The sequence below is a fragment of the Rivihabitans pingtungensis genome (assembly GCF_003201855.1).
GTDB lineage: Bacteria > Pseudomonadota > Gammaproteobacteria > Burkholderiales > Aquaspirillaceae > Rivihabitans > Rivihabitans pingtungensis.
Genome location: NZ_QJKI01000016.1, coordinates 1 through 20,206, shown reverse-complemented (window position 1 = coordinate 20,206; position 20,206 = coordinate 1). Strand labels below are relative to the sequence as shown.

Annotated in this window: 21 protein-coding genes; 19 read left to right on the top strand and 2 right to left on the bottom strand. The window is 59.1% G+C overall.

The annotated features are described in order from the left end of the window. Window positions 1-54 precede the first annotated feature (54 nt). The 18 genes from DFR34_RS11550 (at window position 55) to fliR (ending at window position 17,352) form a co-directional block, all read left to right on the top strand. Window positions 55-543, top strand: a complete 489-nt coding sequence (locus tag DFR34_RS11550; protein WP_110391316.1) for a low molecular weight protein-tyrosine-phosphatase — start codon at window positions 55-57, stop codon at window positions 541-543. Then, window positions 540-3,341 (top strand): sensor domain-containing protein, encoded by a 2,802-nt coding sequence (locus DFR34_RS11545; protein ID WP_110391315.1) that lies wholly within the window; start codon window positions 540-542, stop codon window positions 3,339-3,341. The genes DFR34_RS11550 and DFR34_RS11545 overlap by 4 nt, the downstream gene beginning before the upstream one ends. Then, window positions 3,338-4,030 (top strand): chemotaxis protein CheB, encoded by a 693-nt coding sequence (locus tag DFR34_RS11540; protein ID WP_110391314.1) that lies wholly within the window; start codon window positions 3,338-3,340, stop codon window positions 4,028-4,030. Before DFR34_RS11545 ends, DFR34_RS11540 begins: the two co-directional genes overlap by 4 nt. A 58-nt stretch (window positions 4,031-4,088) precedes the next feature. Next, on the top strand, window positions 4,089-5,543 hold the full coding sequence (locus DFR34_RS11535; RefSeq protein ID WP_110391357.1) for a sigma-54-dependent transcriptional regulator: 1,455 nt from the start codon (window positions 4,089-4,091) through the stop codon (window positions 5,541-5,543). Next, window positions 5,524-5,847, top strand: coding sequence for a flagellar hook-basal body complex protein FliE (gene fliE, locus DFR34_RS11530; RefSeq protein WP_110391313.1), 324 nt, complete (start codon window positions 5,524-5,526; stop codon window positions 5,845-5,847). The genes DFR34_RS11535 and fliE overlap by 20 nt, the downstream gene beginning before the upstream one ends. A gap of 100 nt (window positions 5,848-5,947) precedes the next feature. Next, complete coding sequence (gene fliF, locus DFR34_RS11525; RefSeq protein WP_110391312.1) at window positions 5,948-7,630, top strand: flagellar basal-body MS-ring/collar protein FliF; 1,683 nt, start codon at window positions 5,948-5,950, stop codon at window positions 7,628-7,630. Next, a complete protein-coding gene (gene fliG, locus DFR34_RS11520) occupies window positions 7,623-8,621 on the top strand; it encodes a flagellar motor switch protein FliG (RefSeq protein WP_110391311.1) in 999 nt (332 codons plus the stop codon). The genes fliF and fliG overlap by 8 nt, the downstream gene beginning before the upstream one ends. Beyond that, entirely contained in the window at window positions 8,611-9,567 is a 957-nt protein-coding gene (locus DFR34_RS11515; RefSeq protein WP_146215132.1) for a FliH/SctL family protein, read from the top strand. Before fliG ends, DFR34_RS11515 begins: the two co-directional genes overlap by 11 nt. Then, entirely contained in the window at window positions 9,548-10,942 is a 1,395-nt protein-coding gene (gene fliI / locus DFR34_RS11510; protein ID WP_110391309.1) for a flagellar protein export ATPase FliI, read from the top strand. The genes DFR34_RS11515 and fliI overlap by 20 nt, the downstream gene beginning before the upstream one ends. Before the next feature lie 71 nt (window positions 10,943-11,013). After that, on the top strand, window positions 11,014-11,460 hold the full coding sequence (gene fliJ, locus DFR34_RS11505) for a flagellar export protein FliJ (protein WP_110391308.1): 447 nt from the start codon (window positions 11,014-11,016) through the stop codon (window positions 11,458-11,460). Between the two features lie 95 nt (window positions 11,461-11,555). Further along, a complete protein-coding gene (locus tag DFR34_RS11500; RefSeq protein ID WP_110391307.1) occupies window positions 11,556-12,770 on the top strand; it encodes a flagellar hook-length control protein FliK in 1,215 nt (404 codons plus the stop codon). Window positions 12,771-12,980: 210 nt separating this feature from the next. Then, window positions 12,981-13,481 (top strand): flagellar basal body-associated FliL family protein, encoded by a 501-nt coding sequence (locus DFR34_RS11495; RefSeq protein WP_110391306.1) that lies wholly within the window; start codon window positions 12,981-12,983, stop codon window positions 13,479-13,481. A gap of 12 nt (window positions 13,482-13,493) precedes the next feature. Continuing rightward, a complete protein-coding gene (fliM, locus tag DFR34_RS11490) occupies window positions 13,494-14,522 on the top strand; it encodes a flagellar motor switch protein FliM (RefSeq protein ID WP_110391305.1) in 1,029 nt (342 codons plus the stop codon). Between the two features lie 26 nt (window positions 14,523-14,548). Continuing rightward, on the top strand, window positions 14,549-14,980 hold the full coding sequence (gene fliN, locus DFR34_RS11485; protein ID WP_245906880.1) for a flagellar motor switch protein FliN: 432 nt from the start codon (window positions 14,549-14,551) through the stop codon (window positions 14,978-14,980). A gap of 14 nt (window positions 14,981-14,994) precedes the next feature. Continuing rightward, window positions 14,995-15,456, top strand: coding sequence for a flagellar biosynthetic protein FliO (fliO, locus tag DFR34_RS11480; protein WP_211309385.1), 462 nt, complete (start codon window positions 14,995-14,997; stop codon window positions 15,454-15,456). A 119-nt stretch (window positions 15,457-15,575) separates the two neighbouring features. Beyond that, window positions 15,576-16,262: a flagellar type III secretion system pore protein FliP gene (gene fliP / locus DFR34_RS11475; RefSeq protein ID WP_276329691.1), complete on the top strand. Its 687-nt coding sequence runs from the start codon at window positions 15,576-15,578 to the stop codon at window positions 16,260-16,262. 10 nt (window positions 16,263-16,272) lie between these two features. Further along, the gene (gene fliQ / locus DFR34_RS11470; RefSeq protein WP_110391302.1) at window positions 16,273-16,542 is read left to right on the top strand and encodes a flagellar biosynthesis protein FliQ; all 270 of its coding nucleotides are present in this window, start codon (window positions 16,273-16,275) and stop codon (window positions 16,540-16,542) included. Window positions 16,543-16,551: 9 nt separating this feature from the next. Next, on the top strand, window positions 16,552-17,352 hold the full coding sequence (gene fliR, locus DFR34_RS11465; protein WP_245906879.1) for a flagellar biosynthetic protein FliR: 801 nt from the start codon (window positions 16,552-16,554) through the stop codon (window positions 17,350-17,352). A 17-nt stretch (window positions 17,353-17,369) separates the two neighbouring features. Here fliR and DFR34_RS11460 read toward each other — a convergent pair whose 3' ends face one another. Both DFR34_RS11460 and DFR34_RS11455 read right to left on the bottom strand, forming a co-directional pair. Then, window positions 17,370-18,248, bottom strand: coding sequence for a DUF1853 family protein (locus DFR34_RS11460; RefSeq protein ID WP_110391300.1), 879 nt, complete (start codon window positions 18,246-18,248; stop codon window positions 17,370-17,372). After that, complete coding sequence (locus DFR34_RS11455; protein ID WP_110391299.1) at window positions 18,245-18,997, bottom strand: RNA methyltransferase; 753 nt, start codon at window positions 18,995-18,997, stop codon at window positions 18,245-18,247. The genes DFR34_RS11460 and DFR34_RS11455 overlap by 4 nt, the downstream gene beginning before the upstream one ends. A 151-nt stretch (window positions 18,998-19,148) precedes the next feature. Between DFR34_RS11455 and DFR34_RS11450 the strand changes: the two genes are divergently transcribed. Continuing rightward, the gene (locus tag DFR34_RS11450; RefSeq protein ID WP_110391298.1) at window positions 19,149-19,931 is read left to right on the top strand and encodes an inositol monophosphatase family protein; all 783 of its coding nucleotides are present in this window, start codon (window positions 19,149-19,151) and stop codon (window positions 19,929-19,931) included. The last annotated feature ends 275 nt before the right edge of the window (window positions 19,932-20,206 follow it).

The window sequence follows — 20,206 nt, the reverse complement described above, 5'->3', positions numbered from 1 at the left end:
ATGAATACGCATTTGTGCTGAGGCGGTCGGCCAATGCGTTGTAAAGGAGGACACATGAGCACAGCGAATCAAGGCATTCTGCTGGTGTGCATGGGCAATATTTGCCGCTCACCGACCGCCGAAGCGATTTTGCGCGCGCAACTGCGCGCCCGCGGGCTGGAACACGATGTGCAGGTTGACTCTGCCGGCACCCATGCTTATCACACGGGCGAAGCCCCCGACGCACGCGCACGCCAGGCGGCACAGGCTGCGGGCTATACCTTGGACGGCATGCGTGCACGTCAGGTATTGGCGGATGATTTTGCCCGCTTTGACTGGATTCTGGCCGCTGACGCACAAAACCTGGCCGAACTGCGCCGCTGCTGTCCTGTCCAGTGGCAGGACAAATTGCGCCTGATGCGTGACTGGGCAGGGGGCGGTGATGTGCCTGATCCTTACTACGGCGGCGCCCAGGGGTTTACCGAGATGGTTGCCATGCTGGAAACCGCACTGGCCGCCGCACTGGATGCCTGGTATCCCCCCGCAGCCGGAGGCAAGCCATGACACCACGCGAGCTTGCACACGCCACCGACCTGCCTGACTGGCAGCAAGCGGTCGGCGACGTGGTATTTGACTGGTGGGTGGCGGCCCGTCGGCTGGAATGCTCCACCCAGCTGTGCACATTGCTTGGCCTGTCGCGCATGCCCGCAGACCCGCTGGCAGAGCTGAATCAGCGTATTCACCCCGATGACCTGTCGGCATTGCAACTGGCACTGAATGCCTGCTGGCATTCAGCAGATGGTTGGCTGCGCCATGAATGCCGCGTACGTGGCGGCGATGGCCAGGAGCGCTGGATGCTGATCCGCGGCCAATTGCTGGAGCGTGATGGTCTGGGCGCACCACGACATGTGCGCGGGGTACTCAGCGACATCAGCGCCCGCAAGGCCGACGAAGCCATGCTGCGCCGCTATGAGCATATTGTCGCCACCAGTTCGGACGCCATGTACTTTGTCGATGCCGACTGTCGCATCGTGCTGGCCAATCCGGCCATGACCACCCGCTTTGGCCTGACCCCGGAACAGGTGGTCGGTCGCCCCATGGCCACGGTGTTCGGGCTGGTGGTCTTTGATGAGCTCAGCCACGACCTGGCGCGTGCGCTGGCCGGTGAAGCCATGCATTTTCAGCGCTGGATGCATTATCCGGCGCTGGGCCGGCGTTTTGTTGATGTTCACTACGACCCTTGCGGCCAGGCCGGCTCTCCCGCGCATGGCGTGGTGGTCACAGTGCGCGATCTGACCGATTCCGCCCGCCAGGCATTGCTGTTGGCTCAGACCCAGCGTGCGGCGCATATCGGCGGCTGGGAAATCGACTGCCAGCGCCAGGAAGTGTTCTGGACTGAGGAAATGTTCTGTCTGCTGGGGGTGCCGGCCGATTTGCCCGCGCAAACTTTCCAGCAGTGGTCATCACGCATGCCGGCAGCGCAATGGGCCCAGCTGTCGGCAGGCCTGGCTGACGTCACCGCTGGTGTACGGGCTGAATTTGCCCTGGTGGTTGAAGTAGGCGGCCGGGATGGCCGCACACAAGCCCTGGCTTTGCAGGCGCGCGGTGAGCGCAATAGCCGGGGTGAAGTCATTCGGGTATTTGGCTCGCTACAGGATGTCACCGCCCGCCGGCAGGCTCAGGCACAGTTGCGTCTGGCCGCCTCAGTGTTTGAATCCAGCCGCGAAGCCGTGTTCATTACCGATGCCGAGCGACGCATGCTGACGGTCAATCCGGCCTTTTGCACACTGACCGGCCTGGACGCTGTGGCGGTCGTGGGCCAATCCGTGCGTTGCTTAAGCTCCCCACGTCATGATGCCATGTTTTATCGCGACATCTGGCGCACAGCGGCGCGTGAAGGCGGCTGGCATGGCGAGGCCTGGGGCGTGAATGCCGAGGGTGAGGATTATCCGCAATGGGCTTCGCTGACCGCCGTGCGCGAAAACGATGGCGCCATCAGTCATTACATCGGCATGTTTGCTGATATCAGTGCGCGCAAGAGCGCCGAGGCACGCGTGCAGCAACTGGTCAATTTTGACAGTCTGACCGACCTGCCCAGCCGCGCACTGCTGCAACAACGCCTGCCTGACATGCTGGCCGGCCATCGCTATGCAGACTCGATTCTGGGTGTGCTGTTCATCGACCTGGACCGCTTCAAGAACATTGCCGATACCTTTGGCCATCGGGCCAGCGATGAAATTCTGCGCCAGGTGGCCACCCGCCTGCAAGGCTGCATCGGCCGCGAAGATTTGCTTTGCCGCCACGGCGGCGATGAATTCGTGCTGGTGCTGGCCAATGTGGATCACGCTACTGAACTGGCGCGCCGCGCCAGCCTGGTGCGCGAGGCGCTGGCGCGACCGATGTGGCTGGATGGCACCGAGCTGGTGCTGACGGCCTCGATCGGCATCAGCGTGTTTCCACAAGATGGTGACAATGCCGACGAACTGTTGCGTCGCGCCGACGCTGCCTTGCATCACGCCAAGGCCGAAGGGCGTGACAATGTGCAATTTTTTACTGAATCGCTTAATGCTCGTGCGGCGGAGTTCCTACAATTAGAACATAGCCTGCGCCGAGCACTGGGGCGTCACGAGTTCCGTCTGCACTACCAGCCGCAAATCGACATGCGCACTGGTCAACTGGTGGGCATGGAAGCCTTGGTGCGCTGGCAGCACCCTTCGTTGGGCCTGGTCGCCCCCAGCAAATTCATCCCGGTGGCAGAAGATACCGGCATGATTGTTGCGATTGGTGAGTGGGTCATGCTGGAAGCCTGCCGGGAAGCCCAGCGCTGGCGTGAACTTGGGCTGGCGGATGTGCCGGTAGCGGTAAATCTGTCCGCCAACCAGTTCCGTGCCGGTGTGCGGGATTGTGTGGCGCGGGCCCTGGCGTACAGTGGTCTGCCAGCCAACCGGCTGGAGCTGGAAGTCACCGAAAGCCTGGTGATGGGGGCTGCCGACCAGGTGATTGCCAGCCTGCGCGAACTCAAAGAAATGGGGTTGATCTTGTCAATTGACGACTTTGGCACCGGCTATTCCAGCCTGTCTTATCTGAAACGCTTTCCGATTGACCGGTTGAAGATCGACCGCTCTTTTGTCTGCGATATCACCACCAATCCGGATGACGCGGCCATCACCACCGCCATCATTCATCTGGGCCACAACCTGCGTCTGCATGTGGTGGCCGAAGGAGTGGAAACCCGGCAGCAATGGGATTTCCTGCGCGAACAGGGATGCGATCAGGCGCAAGGCTACTGGATCAGCAAGCCGCTGGACAGCGAAGCCCTGCTGGAATTTCTGCGCTCCTGGCAAGGAGGGTTGTCGTCATGACCGCCAGCGCGCCGCGCCTGCCAGCCAGCTTTACCCTGACCCCCAGCCATACGGCAGATGTGGTGCTGCCGTTCACGCCTGGCGAGCGCCGCTTTGGTAGCTCGCCCGTGGTGGTGATCGGCGCATCGACTGGCGGCACCGAGGCGCTCAAGACAGTGCTGTGCCAGTTGCCGGACAACATGCCGCCGATTGTGGTGGTGCAGCACATGCCGGAAATGTTCACTCGTTCATTTGCCAACCGGCTCGACAGCCTGGCCCGCCTGCACGTCAAGGAAGCCGAGCAGGGCGATGTACTCAAGCCCGGCTGTGCCTATATTGCCCCTGGGCACTCTCATGTGCTGCTGTCCCCATCCGGCAATACGCTGACGCTGAGACTGTCTGATGCCCCTGAAGTCAACCGCCATCGGCCATCGGTGGATGTGCTGTTCCGCTCGGCCGCCAATGTGCTGGGCCGCTCAGCAATTGGGGTGATCCTGACCGGTATGGGCCGCGATGGCGCGCGTGGCATGGCCGAAATGAAACAATGCGGCGCCTATAATTTGGCCCAGGACGAAGCCAGTTGTGTGGTATTTGGCATGCCCAAAGAAGCTATTGCCTTGGGTGGTGCGCACGAAGTATTACCGCTGAACCAGATTGCGGCGCGCTTGACCTCGCTATGTGAAAAGCGTATTCATGAGCGGCAACATTAAGTAAACTTATGTGAATTTCTGGCTGAAAAGCCAACTGACGCGGATGGAGAATTCTGGCATGCGCAATTTGGCGCACAACGCGCTTCCTGTGCTGGTGGTCGAGGATGATGCCGACCTGCGCGAAGCGATTGTGGACACTCTTAATCTGGCCGGCTTTTCTACACTGGAAGCCCGTGATGGCCAGTCGGCCCTGGCCTGCCTGAAGCAGGAGCTGGTCGGGCTGGTGCTGTCCGATGCGCAGATGCAGCCGATGGATGGTTATCAGCTATTTGCAGAAATCCGCCAGCGCTACCCAGGCATTCCCTTCATTCTGATGACCGCCTATGGTGTGATTGAGCGCGCTATTGAATTACTGCGCAATGGCGCCTCGCACTATCTGCTCAAACCGTTCGAACCGGACGTGTTGACTGCTGAAGTGGAAAAACACATTCTCAAGCCGCGCTGTAACGATAGCCATGAGCTGATAGCTCACGACCCATCGATGCAGGACGTGCTGCGCCTGGCATCACGGGTCGCCGTCACCGACGCCACCGTACTGCTCAATGGCGAAAGTGGAGTCGGCAAAGAAGTGGTGGCACGTTTTCTGCATCGTCACTCGATGCGGGCCGACGCGCCATTTGTGGCGGTGAACTGTGCAGCCATCCCGGAAAACCTGCTGGAATCCACCTTGTTCGGTCACGAAAAAGGGGCATTCACCGGGGCCAGCAGCGCATTTGCCGGCAAATTTGAACAAGCGCAGGGTGGTACGCTGTTACTGGACGAAGTTTCAGAAATGCCATTGACCCTGCAAGCCAAACTGCTGCGTGTGCTGCAGGAGCGCGAGCTGGAGCGGGTAGGCGGTTCGCGTACGGTAAAACTGGACGTACGGGTGATTTGCACCACCAACCGCAACTTGGCAGAAGAAGTCAAAAAAGGCGCATTCCGCGAGGATTTATTCTTCCGGGTGAATGTATTTCCGCTGGCTATTCCTGCCTTACGTCAGCGCAAGGGTGATATCGTGCCGCTGGCACGTCATTTCCTGGAAAAATATGCCCCGACGCACAAGCGGCAATCCGCACCAGGCTTATCCCCGGCGGCTATTGAGGATTTGACGGCCTATCGGTGGGACGGTAACATCCGTGAGCTGGAAAATGTCATACAGCGGGCGCTGATTCTGTCGTCCGGAGACAGCATCCTGCCTCAGGATCTGATGCTGCCATCCGATAGCCAGCCTGCCGAGCCGGTGATTACACCGCCGCCCCGGCAAGACCATGCGGCCCATGCCGCAGCGGACGACGACGCCAGTATGTATGTGCTGGAAAAACGGCACATCCTGGATACGCTCGCTGCCGTCAACGGGGTACGCAAGCTGGCTGCCGAAAAACTGGGCATCAGCGAACGTACCCTGCGCTACAAGTTGCAGCGTTATCGCGAAGAAGAAACCGCTCCGGCCGGAGCGCAAGAACAACATACGGCAGAAGTTCTGCCGACTCATCAAATGTCAGGAGAACAGCATGTCTGTACAAGGCATTGATCAGGTTTTGGGTGAAATGCGCGGCGTCTCGGCCCTGGCTGGTGGCCGTGCGCCGGAACCCGTGGTCAGCACGCCGCCCAGCGTGGACTTTGCGGAAGTGCTGCGCTCGTCGATTGAGCAAGTCAACACCGTTCAGCAAACCTCACAGGATCTGCAAAAGCGCTTCGAGCTGGGTGACGAAAGCGTGAATCTGCACGATGTGATGATTTCCTTGCAAAAAGCCAGCCTGTCGTTCCAGACCATGGTCCAGGTACGTAACAAGCTGGTGACTGCATACCAGGAAATCATGAACACGCAAGTGTAAGCACCGGCTGCCCGCCCGGATGGGCAGGCTGTTTCCAAGTCAGTGCAAGCGCACAGTGGCTTTTCCACCCACTGCGGGTGGCAACTACATGTAGATTTTTATGGCAGAGATTGCAGAACAAGGCAATAACCTGAAACAGAATCGTGTCCGCGAGAGCATGGAGCGTTTCCGGGATCTTCCGACCAACAAGAAGAGCCTGCTCTATGTTGGCATTGCGGCGGTCGCGGCACTGGTCATCGGCACCGCTCTGTGGATGCGTGAGCCCACCTGGAAAGTCCTGTTCAGCAATGTGTCTGACAAGGACGGCGGGCAAATCACCACTGCCTTGCAGCAGATGAACGTTCCCTACGAGTTGTCGTCAGGGGGCACCATCGCCGTGCCTGCAGAAAAGGTCTACGAAACCCGGCTCAAGCTGGCTACGCAAGGTCTGCCCAAAGCCAGTGGTGTGGGTTTTGAGCTGATGGACAACCAGAAGTTCGGCATCAGCCAGTTCGCCGAACAGGTCAACTATCAGCGCTCAATCGAAGGCGAACTTGCCCGCACCATTCAGGCTCTGAGTGCAGTGGAGTCGGCGCGCGTGCATTTGGCCATTCCCAAGAACAGCGTATTCTTGCGCGAGCAGCAAAAACCCACCGCCTCGGTGGTGCTCAACCTCAATTCCGGCCGGCTGATCGACCCTACGCAGATTCATGGCATCATGAATCTGGTGGCGTCCGCCGTCCCCGGCTTGCCGCCGCGCAATATCACCATCGTCGACCAAGAAGGCAATATGCTGTCGACGATGGGGGAACTCAACCAGCAAAACCAGAACGGCCTGGATCAGCGTCAGCTCAATTACGTCAAGGAAATCGAGCAGACCTATATCAAGCGCATCGAAACCATTCTTGAACCGATTTTTGGCAAGGGCAATGCCCGCGCTGAAGTCACCGCCGAACTGGATTTCTCGCAACGCGAGCAAACCTCGGAAAACTACACGCCCAATTCTCCACCCAATGCTGCCGCCATTCGCAGCCAGCAGATGCACGAGAGCACCGAGCGCGAGCCGCTGGGGCCGGGCGGTGTACCGGGCGCATTGTCCAATCAGCCGCCTAATGCTGCCGCTGCACCGATCACCTTGCCGGCTGGTACCCAGGCTGGTGTAAGCACCACGGGCCAGGCCACACCTGACAAGAGCACCAAAAAGGACTCTACGGTCAACTATGAAGTCGACCGCACCATTCAGCACGTCAAGATGCCTGTCGGCATGATCAAGCGCGTGTCGGCTGCTGTAGTCGTCAACTACAAGAAAAAAGTGGACAACAACGGCGAAAGCAAGTTTGTGCCGCTGACGCAGCAAGAGCTTGGCCAGATCAATAATCTGGTGCGTGAGGCCATGGGTTATAACCCTGCCCGTGGTGATACGCTGAATGTGGTCAATGCGGCTTTTGCTGATAACACCGCCCGTCCGGCCCTGGAACAGCGCGCCATCGACTTTATCACCGAAAATATTTTCGACATCGCCAAGTGGGGCCTGCTGCTGCTGGTGTTGCTGTACCTGATCTTCGGCATCATCCGCCCGATCGTGCGTGAAGTGATCAACCCGCCGGTACCGGAGGAAGAATATCCGGACGGCCCGGCCATCGAAGGTGGCGAGGGCGAAGGCGAAGAAGGCGACGAAGTCGTGGACGAAGTAGAAATGCAGCGTCGCGAATACGCCGCCAACCTGGAAGCCGCCCGCGAGATCATCCGCAACGATCCGCGCATGGCTGCCCAGATTATCAAGGAATGGATCAGCGATGAGTGATGCCGGCGTGCGCCGTAGCGCAGTCCTGCTGTTCAGCATTGGCCAGCAGGATGCGGTCGAGGTGTTCAAATACCTGGGCCCGAAAGAAGTACAAAAAATCAGTACCAACATGACTCAGATCACCAATCTGAGCATTGACGAGATCGCCACGTCGATTCAGCTGTTCCGCGACGAGGCCAAGATGCGTGCGTCGATTGGTGCTGCAGATGAATACCTGCGTCAGGTGCTGGTGGAAGCACTGGGCGAAGACAAGGCCTCCAATTTGCTGGACAAGATTTTTGCCGGCAATGACAACTCGGGCATCGAAAGCCTGAAGTGGATGGATCCTTCTTCGGCTGCCGACCTGATTCGCAACGAACACCCGCAGATCATCTCTACCATTCTGGTGCACCTGGAGCCGGATCAATCCAGCGCCATCATGCAGCACTTCTCCGAGCGCCTGCGTAACGACGTGCTGCTGCGGATCGCCACACTGGAAGGCGTGCAGCCGCAGGCCATCCGCGAACTGAATGACGTGCTGACTCAGCTGTTGTCCGGTTCCGACCGTGTCAAGAAGAGCGCCATCGGTGGTGTGCAGATGACTGCCGAAATCCTGAACTTCATGGGCAGTTCCTATGAGGCTTCGGCGTTGGGCTCGATCCGTGAATATGACCCGGAGCTGGCGCAACGCATTCAGGACAAGATGTTCGTGTTCGAAAATTTGTGCGATCTGGACAACCGTTCCATTCAGGTCATCCTGCGCGAAATTTCGCCGGAATCGCTCATTACTGCATTGAAGGGCACCAGCCAGGAGCTCAAGGACAAGATCTTCAAGAACATGTCTTCGCGGGCGGCAGAAATGCTCAAGGACGACTTCGAGGCCAAAGGCCCGGTCAAGGTGTCCGAAGTGGAAGCCGAACAGAAGGAAATCCTCAAGATCGTGCGCAAGCTCGCCGACGATGGTCAGATCGTGCTAACCGGCAAGAGCGGGGAAGAAGGCGTTGTCGAGTAAGATCATTCCGGCCGGTGAATTGCAGGGACAGGCGCTGCCCACCCTCCAATTCGCCTCGTTTGGCCAGATCACCCCCAATTCTCGCCTGGCGCGGGTAGCTGCGGCCGTGACCCCCAAGGTGACGCTGCCCGCCAGTGTCGATCTGGGGGCACTGCTGGCCGCTGCCGGTGTGGACGACCCCACGGCCCAGGCTGTCGACTCCAGTTTTGCTGCCGATCCCGTCGAGGCCATCAATGACAGCCTGCCACCCTCAATGCAGCTGGATGCAGATGAGGCCTCTGCCCTGCTGGCGCCAGTAGAAGGATTCGACGAATCCGGTACGGGGGAGGAGATTGCCCTTCAGGAAGACAGCGAGCCGGAACCCGAACCAGAGCCTGCACCACAATGGCCAACCGCTGCCGAACTGGAGGCCATTCACCAGGAGGCCTATCAGGCCGGCTATGATGCCGGTCATGCAGAAGGCTTGGCGCGTGGCGCCGATGCCGGTCACCAGCAAGCATTTGCCCACGCTAGCCAGCAGTTTGCCCAAGAGCTTCAGGCTTTTGCCGACTTGCAAGCCTCCTTTCAGGCCAATCTGACCGAACTGGAAGCCGAAATGGCGCCGGCCTTGCTTAATCTGGCCGTCAACGCCATGCGCAAACTGCTGCATGATCATCTGGCCTGCAAGCCGGATGCCGTGCTGAGCGTGGTTCGCCAGGCGCTGCACAGCATTCCCGGTGAAGTGGCCCGCGCAACCGTGCGCGCCCATCCAAACGACCTGCAAGCACTCAAGACCTTCCTGCCTGCCAATACCCCGGATACTCAGTGGCAATTTGTGGAAGATGCCTCGCTGATGTCCGGTGGCTGCCTGATCGAATTGCCATCTGCCAGTCTGGATCTGACCCTGCAAACCCGCTGGAAAGCCCTGATGGCCACCTTGGGAGCCGATGGCGATGTCAGCGCTTGAACGCTGGTTGGCTTATGTCCAGGCATGCGGCCACACCCTTGAAGAGGCCGCGCTCTGGCAGCCCAAGGGCCGGCTGACCCGCGTCACGGGCATGGTCATGGAGGCTGTTGGCCTGCGTTTGCCGGTGGGCAGCGCCTGTGTGATTGAAATCGACGAACAGCATCATGTAGAAGCCGAAGTAGTCGGTTTTTCCGGTGAATGCCTGTATCTGATGCCTGTGACCAATGTCCATGGCCTGGTACCGGGCACGCCGGTGTCTGCGCTGATATCGCATCACCCGCCCCAATACGAACACCACGGCGTACCGCAGAACGCCAATGGTCCGTTTGGCCGTCAGGTACCGGTAGGCGCCAGCTTGCTGGGCCGTATTCTGGACTCGCTGGGCCGACCGCTGGATGGACAGGGCCCGATTCATCCTGACGCGTATTACCCGCTGTACGCCCAACCAATCAACCCGCTGGACCGTACTCCTGTGCGCGATGTGCTGGACGTTGGCGTCAAGGCCATCAATGGCTTGCTGACGGTTGGCCGTGGCCAGCGTCTGGGCCTGTTTGCCGGCTCTGGTGTGGGTAAGAGTGTGCTCTTGGGTATGATGGCCCGCTTCACCAAAGCAGATGTGGTGGTGGTCGGGTTGATTGGCGAACGGGGCCGAGAAGTCAAGGATTTCATCGAAAATATTCTGGGCGAAGATGGTTTGGCCCGCTCGGTGGTGGTCGCTGCCCCTGCGGACTCGCCGCCGCTGATGCGTCTGCACGGCGCGGCATACGCGACCGCACTGGCCGAGTATTTCCGCGACCAGGGTCTGTCCGTGCTGCTGCTGATGGATTCGGTCACTCGCTATGCCATGGCACAGCGGGAGATTGCCTTGGCCATCGGCGAGCCTCCGGTGACCAAGGGCTATCCGCCATCGGTGTTTGCCAAACTGCCGCAGTTGATCGAACGCGCCGGCTGTGGTGACAACGGCGGTGCCATCACGGGTTTTTATACCGTACTATCTGAGGGCGATGATCAGCAAGACCCGATTGCCGACTCGGCGCGTGCCATTCTGGATGGTCACTTTGTGTTGTCCCGCCATCTGGCGGAAGCCGGCCACTACCCCGCCATCGACATTGAACAATCAATCAGCCGGGTGATGGTGGATGTGGTCAGCAAAGAGCAATTGACCACCGCACGCAACTTCAAGCAACTGTATTCGCGCTATCAGCGCAACCGTGATCTGATCAATGTGGGGGCTTATGTTTCCGGCTCTGACCGCATGCTGGACGAAGCCATCCGTCTGCACCCCACCATGGAGGCTTTCCTGATGCAAGCCATGGACGAATCCTTTGACCTGGACGACACCCGGCAACTGCTCGACAGTGTGCTAGTATCGTAACGATGTGATGACATCAAGGTCTGCTGGGCTTTGTGCCATCCATCATCTGCATCACCCCACAGGATGTGTGCATGCCCGTCAGCAAGTATGAATTGTTGATCCGCCTGGCGGCGGAAAAATGCGACGATGCCGCGCATGCCATGAATGCCGCTCGCCAGCGCATGGAAACCGCCAGACAGCGCCTGCAACAACTGGCCCAGTTTCTTGCTGATTATCTTCATCGCCGCATCGCCCGTGGCGAACAGGGCATGAGCAGTGGCCAGTGGGTGGATTACCAGCAGTTCATCGAACGCCTGCAGGAAGCCATCGACCTGCAACGCCGCGAAGTGGACAGTAGCCAGATTGCCTATGACAAAGCCACTGCAGCCTGGCAAGAGGCGCGCAAGAAGCTCAAGGCACTGGAAAAACTGCAAGAACAGGAAGAACTACGCGCTCGCTTGCGCGAAGCCAAGCGAGAGCAGAAACAAACCGACGAATTTGCCGCCCGGATTTTCCGGGAGTCCAGAAGCCGCATCTGACGCTACACCGTGACATGGTGCGTAAAATTGCGTAAAGGTTTCTGGAATGCAAATTGCTTGATCACGCCAAAACCTTGTCCAGAGGGGCGCCTGCAATGACGATAAAAGTGACTTCCCAGTCCACGGCAGCTAACGCTGCTACTTCCCTGTTTCGCCAGCCCGGCGCACAGGGTGATACCTCCGACCTGTTCGCCAGCTTGCTGGCTGGACTGGGCGATACCTTGTTGACAGACCCCAAGACCGGCTTGTTAGGTGATGATGCTGCGCTGTCGCCACTGGCGCGCAAACTGAAAGCCGCCAAAGCCGGAGATCAGCCACAGCAAAGTCAGTCAGACCTGAATGCCATGCTGGGCGCCGCAGCCTTGCTGCCACAAGTCCAGCAAGCCTTGGCACAGCAGCTGAATACTCAGAAGACAGTTACCGGTCAGGAAGGTGAAAGCCGCGCTGGCACGGGCACCCCAGGCGTAGATCCCGCTTTGCTGGCAGCCATTGCCACCCATGGCCGCCTGAACGCACAGGCCGGCGCAGAGCAGGGGAACACCAGCGATGGCAAGCCTCAGGCTCAACCCGGTATGCAAGCGCTGGCCAATGCCTTGGGCCAGAAGCAAGGCGAGGGAAAGTCCGCTGAAGTGCAGGCCAGTAGCCAGACGGCAGCCCCGGCAGAAGTTGCCGCCACCGGCCAGAAAACCCGTCCGGAAGCGGCAGATTTTACCCAGACCTTGCGCGAAGCCGCCGCCCAGGCCGCTGCAGATACTCCCGCTCCAGTTGCCGCAGATGGCCGTCAGATTCAGGTGGCAGTGCCCAGCGCTCAGCGTGGCGCGCCACAGCATGTGGTCAGCATCCCCACCCCGGTTGGCCAGCCACAATGGACCGATGATGTGGGCCAGCAGGTGGTGGTGATGATGAACGCCAAGCTGGAAACCGCCCAGTTGCAAGTCACGCCGCCAGATATGGGCCCGGTGGAAATTTCACTGAAGATCGGTAGCGACGGCGCTGCTCAGGTGTCTTTTGTGGCAGGCGTAGCCGAAACCCGTCAGGCGCTGGAACAAGGCATGCCGCGCCTCAGTGCCATGCTGGCCGATAACGGCATCCGCCTGGCAGATGCCCAGGTTTCGTCCGGTCAAGGTCAGGCCTTCCGTGACAATACCCAGTTTGCCCAGCAAGGTCAGCAAGGTGGTGGTCAGTCTGGCCACGGCCAGCAAAGTGGCCATGTTCCAGGCAGCCAGGATCAGGCTGTACTGATGAACTTGCCCGATAGCGCCATCACCAGCCAGTCCGTGTCCAACAACGAAGTCAGCATTTACGCATGAGGCAGATTGCGACGGGAGATCAGCGGCTGTTTGCACGCTGATTTTCCGTCATCAGGACACCGGGCATAATGGCGCAATCAAATGCCAGGACATGCGTTCGTCACGGCATTGTGTTAATGTTGCGCCAGAAAAATTAATCAGCACTATCCGGGAAAATCTGGAAGAATAATTCGCTGTCTGCACAGCACCATCAACATCAAGGTCGTAACCATGGCACAAAGCAAGGCAACTCCGGTGGCACCCAACCAGAAAACCCCTGGCAACAAGCGCATGCTGATGATTGGCGTGGCGCTCTTGGTCGCGCTGTTGCTCCTGCTCGCTGGCGCAGTCGGCTATCTGTTCCTGAACAAAAACAAGGAACACGGCGATGAGCCGACGCTGGGGGCTCCGGGCACTCTGCCGGTCTTCGAAAAGATGGAACCGTTCGTGATCAACCTCAGCGGCGAGCAAGGCGGCATGCTGCAGGTAGAGATGGAGACCGAACTGGCTGCAGAATCTTCGCGTGAGATCGTCAAGGCTTACAATCCGAAGGTGCGCAGCGCCATCATCATGCTGCTGTCGTCGAAAACTTCGCAGGAACTGGCCACGGCTGAAGGCAAGGCCAAGCTTCGCAATCAGATCCGCAAGATCATCAATGAAACCATCGGTGCCAGCCCGGATCGCCCGCTGGTTGTTGGTGTGGTGTTCACCTCGTTTATTGTTCAGCAATAATAGGGGCTAGGCATGGCTGACGACATTCTTTCCCAGGACGAGGTTGATGCGCTACTGCGCGGGGTCTCGGGTACATCCGAGGCCGACGACGCGCATATCGCCCCCGTCCGGCCCTATGACATCGGTCGCCAGGAACGTATCGTTCGCGGCCGGATGCCAACACTGGAAATCATCAACGAGCGTTTTGCCCGGAACCTGCGGATCGGCCTGTTCAACTTCATTCGCCGCAACGCTGAAATCTCGGTGGGTCCGGTGCGCGTGCAGAAGTACAGCGAATTCATCCGCAATCTGGTGGTGCCGACCAACCTGAATCTGGTGCATGTCAAACCACTGCGCGGTACCGGCCTGCTGATTTTCGATCCGGATCTGGTGTTTCTGGTCGTGGACAATATGTTCGGCAGTGATGGCCGCTACCATGTCCGTGTGGAAGGCCGTGACTTCACCCCGACCGAACAGCGCATCATCCGCCGCATGCTGGACGTGGTATTTACCGAATACCAGAAAGCCTGGGAGCCGGTATACCCCATTGAGTTCGTGTTCATGCGCTCGGAAATGAACACCCAGTTTGCCAATATTGCTACGCCGACCGAAGTGGTGGTGGCCGTGACATTCCGCATCGAACTGGGTGCTGGTGGCGGTGATTTCCACGTGTGCATGCCGTATTCGATGGTGGAACCACTGCGCGATTTGCTCGCCTCCACCATGGCAGCAGACCGTACCGAAGTGGATAACCGCTGGGTGAATCTGCTGTCCAAGCAGGTTCAGGTTGCCGAAGTGGATCTGGTCGCCACACTGGCCGAAGCCCAGATCACCCTGGGGCAGATCCTCAACCTGAAGAAGGGTGATGTCATTTCGGTGGAGATTCCCGAAACCATCAACGCTTCCGTCTCCGGTATCCCGGTGGCAGAGTGCCATTACGGCACCATCAACAATCAGTATGCATTGAAGGTCGAGAAAATCTTGGCCGGGACGCAAGAAATGAGCGAGCTGGCCATTCCCCGTGATTTCCGGCTCAACAAACCTAATCTGAGTGGGCAATAATAATGACGACTGAAAACTCTGTCAGCATGGATGATTGGGCGGCTGCCATGGCCGAACAGGCTTCGGCCACCGAAGCCGCAGCGCCTGCCAGCGCCCCCGCTCCGGCAGCATCTTCCACCCCGCAGCCGGCCATCAATCTGTTTCAGGATTTTGCTGGCACGCCGATGGACATGAGTGCCGGAGGTGACGCCGCAGCCCAGAATCTGGACATGATTCTGGATATTCCAGTCAACATGACCGTGGAGTTGGGACGCACCAAGATCGCCATTCGCAATCTGCTGCAACTGGCACAGGGTTCGGTGGTGGAACTGGATGGCTTGGCTGGTGAGCCGATGGACGTGCTGGTCAACGGCTGCCTGATTGCCCAGGGCGAAGTGGTGGTGGTCAACGACAAGTTTGGTATCCGCCTGACCGATATCATCACCCCGTCCGAGCGCTTGCGCCGCTTGCAAAAATAACGCGTGTGATCTCCGTGCGTCGCACCCTCTTCCTCGCGCTGCCCTGTTGGGCAGCGCTTGCTTTTCCGGGGCTGGCCTTGGCCGCTGCCGTAGCACCTGCGGCCACCAGCGTCGAACTGTCGCCGGTTTCTACATTGCTGCAAACCGTACTGGCCATGGCCGTGGTGCTGGGTGTCATTCTGGGACTGGCTTGGCTCGCACGCCGGGTCAATCCCATGGCGCTCACTGGCAACCCTGCCAGCCTGCGCGTGGTCTCTGGCGTGATGGTAGGCCAACGTGAGCGGGTGGTGGTGGTCGAGGTGCAAGGTAAATGGCTGGTGCTCGGTGTAGCCGCACAGTCGGTCAACTTACTGTGTACACTGGACAAGCCAGAGGATGTCCCAGCTGATGTGCCGGTGGCACGCGGGGCGTTTGCCGACAAGCTGCGCACTCTTCTAGAATCTCGCGGCATCAGCCTGCCAAAGAAACCATCATGAAGTTGCACTCATTTATTTCCGGCTTACACACGCGGCTGCGCCGCCCTGGCCTCTGGCTGGTGTTAGCACTATCCGCGGTGGGTATGCTGGTCAGCGGCATGTTGTGGGTGGAGCCTGCCATGGCCGAAGGCCTGCCGATGATGAACAGCACGCCGGCTCCTGGCGGTGGCAACAATTACTCCTTGTCGCTGCAAATGCTGCTGTTCCTCACTTCGCTCAGCTTCATTCCCACGGCACTGCTGATGATGACCTCGTTCACTCGGGTGGTGATCGTACTGTCCTTGTTGCGTCAGGCGCTGGGCACCATGCAGTCGCCACCCAACCAGGTGATTGTTGGCCTGTCGCTGTTCCTTACCCTGTTCATCATGGGACCGGTGCTGGATAAGGTATACAAAGAAGCCTGGGTGCCCTTCTCGGAAGACAAGATCAATTTTCTGCAGGCGCTGGATAAGGGCTCAGTGCCGATGAAGCAGTTCATGATGCGCCAGACCCGCGAAAAAGATCTGGAGTTTTTCATTGAAGTTTCGCAAAGCGCCAAGCCACGCGGCCCAGAAGACATCAGCATGAAAACCTTGGCGCCGGCCTTTATCATCAGCGAGATGAAAACCGCCTTCCAAATCGGTTTTATGATCTTTATTCCCTTTTTGATCATTGACTTGGTGGTAGCCTCCATCCTGATGGCCATGGGCATGATGATGGTGTCGCCCGTCACCATTGCCTTGCCATTCAAATTGATGCTGTTCGTGCTGGTAGATGGCTGGACCTTGCTGCTTGGGTCTCTGGTACAAAGTTTCTACGTCAGTTAGCGAGGACGATATGACTCCGGAATATGTGATCAATCTGGTGCAGAATGCCTTGTTTATGTTGATCGTCGTGTCGGCCCCCATCATGGGGGTGGCGCTGTTGGTTGGCTTGCTGGTCAGCGTGCTGCAAGCTGCCACACAGATCAATGAAATGACACTGACTTTCATCCCCAAACTGCTGGCCATGTTTGTTGTGCTGGTGGTGGCAGGCCCGTGGATGATCAACACCCTGATGGATTACACCATCCGCCTGTTTACCAGCATTCCCAATGCCGTAGGTTAAAGACACACCGTGTTTCCGGCTGCCTTGCATCTGTCTGATGCCCAGATCTCTGCCTTGCTAAGTCAGTACCTGTGGCCATTATTCCGCATTCTCGGCTTTTTTATGGCTGAGCCGCTGTTTAGTTCACATAGCATCCCACGCCGTGCCAAAGTGATCATGGGCATCATGTTGACCATCATGATCTCGCCCCTGCTGCCGCCGATGCCGGTCATCCCGGTGATTTCCGGCGCCGGCCTATTGGTCCTGCTTCATCAAGTCCTGATCGGGCTGGCCATGGGCTATGTGATGCGCTTGATGCTCACTGCCGTGGAAATGGCGGGCTTTTTCATCAGCTCACAGATGGGCCTGGGTTTTGCCATGTTTTTTGACCCACAGCATTCCGGTCAAGTCCCCACTTTATCGCGACTGTTGTCACTGTTGGTGCTCCTGCTCTTTTTGGCGATGAACGGCCATCACTTGATGCTGTCCACCCTGATTGACAGCTTCAAGGTCTTTCCAATTACAGCGGATGGCCTGCCGTGGATCAGTTACCGCCTGCTTGCTGAATGGGGTATCCAGGTATTTTCCTTGGGCCTGCTACTGTCGATGCCAGTGATGGCAGCACTGTTGATTGCCAACGTGGCGATGGGTGTCATGACCCGTGCAGCACCACAGTTCAATGTGTTCTCGTTTGGTTTTCCGCTGACCATCACCATTGGCTTTGTCGTACTGTACTTCATGATGCCGTACTTTATTGCTGCCACCCAGATGCTTTACCAACATGGCACGGAACTGGTGCTCACCCTGATCAAGGCCAAGGCCGAGCCCTGAGCCTGCAGCGGCACCGCTCAGGCCTCTGCCAGCGTCAGCATGTCGGATTCCAGCCAGCTGCCCGGCACAATAAAACCCCGCCCGGCTTCTTGCCACACGCCATCGCCGTCCTGTTGCAGGACGGCGATTTGCTGCGGACTGTCATAATCAGCCAGCTGTGCACGCAAACTCGCCGCACTATCGCCTCCGGTCTGCCCGCCACAAGCAGACCCCAGCCAGCGCAGGCGCGGCAAATGCATGTAGCGCACCGAGGCATCTTGCTCACCCGGCCAGGGCTCTGTCAGTGGTCGCCACCAGCCCGCTGGCGCCAAAGGATTCAAGGGCGCCGGGGCGAGAGGGGCATCACGGTGAAAAAATCGCCCGCGCAGCAGCGAACCCACCCGACAATTCTGCCAGCCAGCAGGCAATACAGCCTGTGCCAGCGGATGCCGGCTCAGGCGTAACTGCTGCTCCAGCTTGGCAAACTTGCGCAACCAGGCGTCGTGCAGATCAGCCCCTACCGCCTGACGGCCGACCACCAGATAATATTTGCATGCCACTTCCACATGCCAGGGCTCGCCATCCAGCCGTAGCAAGAGGTCAAACTCGCCCAGCGTGCGTCCACCATCGCGCACTGGCAGATTGGCGCGCACCTCGCTGCAATGCGGCGCCAACTGGCACCAGGCCAATAACAGCGCCTCAACATAGCGCCCCAGCCGACGGCTGGCCGGGCCTTGACCCAGCGCCGCCAGCAAGGGCGCAGGGTCTGCGTCCAGCTGGCGCAGCAAGGCCAGACCATGCGCTCCCAACAGCCGCTCGCGCGGGATTTCGCAGCCGGTGTGCCAAGGCGCCGCGCCAAGCAGCAATTCGGCCAGATCGCGCACCACGGCGTGCTGAAAATCTGCGGATGCCGTCATTGTGCGCGGTCGGGCGCGTGCCGCTCGATTTGCTTGAGCATGCCGCGCAGGATGTCGATTTCCTCGCGTTGCAGCTGGCTGCGGTTAAACAGCGTGCGCAAGCGGCGCATCAGCCGCTCGGATGGGCGACGCTCAAAAAAGCCGATATGCGTCAGCGTGTGCTCCAGGTGCTGGTAAAATCCTTCCACCTGCTGTTGCGTGGCGGATTCCACTTCCGGGCGCAGGGCGTCCAGATCTTGCCCGGTGTGGCTGAACAGCTCATAAGCCAGCACCTGCACCGCCTGGGCCAAGTTCAGCGAGAAATACGCCGGATTGCCGGGAATGGTCACCAGCACATTGCACAGCTCGACTTCCTCAATCGACAAGCCAAAGGTTTCGTTGCCAAACACCAGCGCCACCTGCTCGCCGGCGGCGGCGCGCGCCAGCAGCGATGGGCACGCTTGGCGCGGGGTGAGCAGCGGCGTGGCGATTTCGCGTCGGCGGCTGGTCAGCGCCGCCGCCACGCTGACATCGGCCAAGGCTTCTTGCAGGCTGGCGCACAGCGTGGCCTGCTCCAGCACATCCGCCGCGCCAGAGGCCAGCGTCACCGCCTCTGTGCTGGGGAATTCCCGTGGCGCCACCAGCGTCAGCCGGGTCAGCCCCATGGTTTTCATGGCGCGCGCGGCGGAGCCGATATTGCCAGGATGCGACGGCCGGGCCAGCACCACGCGAATATTTTGCAGCGCAGAGGCTGCTTCGGGTTTCATCATTGGAAAAATCACATTAAAATGCAGAGCATTACCAAACCCGAAAAGTGTTTCGGGTTTTTTTGTTCATTAACAGACTTCCAGCGCGCGCCGGCCTTAAATGGGTCGGCCATCACTCGCCAGCGTCGGCGCGCGCACTATCGAAAGGCCATCCATGCATCCGATGCTCACCATCGCGGTCAAAGCCGCCCGTCGCGCCGCCAGCGTCATCCAGCGCGCGTCCAACAATCTCGACATCTTGCGTCCCGAGCAAAAACGCCCGAACGATTTTGTCAGCGAGGTTGACCGCGCGTCCGAGCAAACGATCATCGACACCCTGCGTGAGGCCTACCCGGATCACGCCATTCTAGCAGAGGAGTCCGGCGCCTCCCGGATGGGGAAGTCTGAATATGAGTGGATCATCGATCCGCTGGATGGCACCACCAACTATCTGCACGGCTATCCGCAGTACTGCGTCAGCATTGCGCTGACCGTGCGTGGCGCGCTCACCCTGGGCGTGATCTACGATCCCTGCCGCAATGACCTGTTCACCGCCTGCCGTGGCTCTGGCGCTTTCCTGAACGACCGCCGCATCCGCGTTGGCAAGCGCACCATGCTGGCCGATTGCCTGGTGGCCACCGGCCACCCGCACGTCAACACCGAAAAACTCGACCTGGACATGGCGCAACTGAAAGCCATGATTCAGCGCACTGTTGGCGTGCGCCGCGAAGGCTCGGCCGCGCTGGACTTGGCCTATGTGGCCTGCGGCCGCACCGATGGCTACTGGGAAATGAACCTCAACCCGTGGGACATCGCCGCTGGCGCGCTGCTGGTGCAAGAAGCCGGCGGCATCGTTACCGACCTGGACGGCAATGAAAACTGGCTGGAATCCGGCGACATCCTGGCCGCCAACCCGAAAATCATGCACCAGATGCTGCAAGTGCTGAATCAGGCCTGATGCCCTGCTGGCGCACTGAGCGCAAAACCGCCATCCGGATATTTTTCGGATGGCGGTTTTTTTGTGCACGCGAGCAAAAGCATTTAGTAGTTATACGATCTTGTCATGTCCTGGTGAGCAATGACACCATCAATATTTGTTTGCTAGAGCATGTTCTGAACCATCCCAACAACATCAGGAAGGTGCGGCAGCATCAACATGGCAAACGCCACGTAATGTAATCCAGCCAGCGTCTGCGGCAGCTTCTCGTAAGCTCTGGCCAAACGCCGGAAGCG

Bases quoted from the DNA above. Each gene is read 5' to 3' on its own strand.
- DFR34_RS11550 (WP_110391316.1), top strand. From the start codon at position 55: ATGAGCACAGCGAATCAAGGCATTCTGCTGGTGTGCATGGGCAATATT.
- DFR34_RS11545 (WP_110391315.1), top strand. From the start codon at position 540: ATGACACCACGCGAGCTTGCACACGCCACCGACCTGCCTGACTGGCAG.
- DFR34_RS11540 (WP_110391314.1), top strand. From the start codon at position 3,338: ATGACCGCCAGCGCGCCGCGCCTGCCAGCCAGCTTTACCCTGACCCCC.
- DFR34_RS11535 (WP_110391357.1), top strand. From the start codon at position 4,089: ATGCGCAATTTGGCGCACAACGCGCTTCCTGTGCTGGTGGTCGAGGAT.
- fliE (WP_110391313.1), top strand. From the start codon at position 5,524: ATGTCTGTACAAGGCATTGATCAGGTTTTGGGTGAAATGCGCGGCGTC.
- fliF (WP_110391312.1), top strand. From the start codon at position 5,948: ATGGCAGAGATTGCAGAACAAGGCAATAACCTGAAACAGAATCGTGTC.
- fliG (WP_110391311.1), top strand. From the start codon at position 7,623: ATGAGTGATGCCGGCGTGCGCCGTAGCGCAGTCCTGCTGTTCAGCATT.
- fliI (WP_110391309.1), top strand. From the start codon at position 9,548: ATGGCGATGTCAGCGCTTGAACGCTGGTTGGCTTATGTCCAGGCATGC.
- fliJ (WP_110391308.1), top strand. From the start codon at position 11,014: ATGCCCGTCAGCAAGTATGAATTGTTGATCCGCCTGGCGGCGGAAAAA.
- DFR34_RS11500 (WP_110391307.1), top strand. From the start codon at position 11,556: ATGACGATAAAAGTGACTTCCCAGTCCACGGCAGCTAACGCTGCTACT.
- DFR34_RS11495 (WP_110391306.1), top strand. From the start codon at position 12,981: ATGGCACAAAGCAAGGCAACTCCGGTGGCACCCAACCAGAAAACCCCT.
- fliM (WP_110391305.1), top strand. From the start codon at position 13,494: ATGGCTGACGACATTCTTTCCCAGGACGAGGTTGATGCGCTACTGCGC.
- fliN (WP_245906880.1), top strand. From the start codon at position 14,549: ATGGATGATTGGGCGGCTGCCATGGCCGAACAGGCTTCGGCCACCGAA.
- fliP (WP_276329691.1), top strand. From the start codon at position 15,576: ATGGCCGAAGGCCTGCCGATGATGAACAGCACGCCGGCTCCTGGCGGT.
- fliQ (WP_110391302.1), top strand. From the start codon at position 16,273: ATGACTCCGGAATATGTGATCAATCTGGTGCAGAATGCCTTGTTTATG.
- DFR34_RS11460 (WP_110391300.1), bottom strand. From the start codon at position 18,248: ATGACGGCATCCGCAGATTTTCAGCACGCCGTGGTGCGCGATCTGGCC.
- DFR34_RS11455 (WP_110391299.1), bottom strand. From the start codon at position 18,997: ATGATGAAACCCGAAGCAGCCTCTGCGCTGCAAAATATTCGCGTGGTG.
- DFR34_RS11450 (WP_110391298.1), top strand. From the start codon at position 19,149: ATGCATCCGATGCTCACCATCGCGGTCAAAGCCGCCCGTCGCGCCGCC.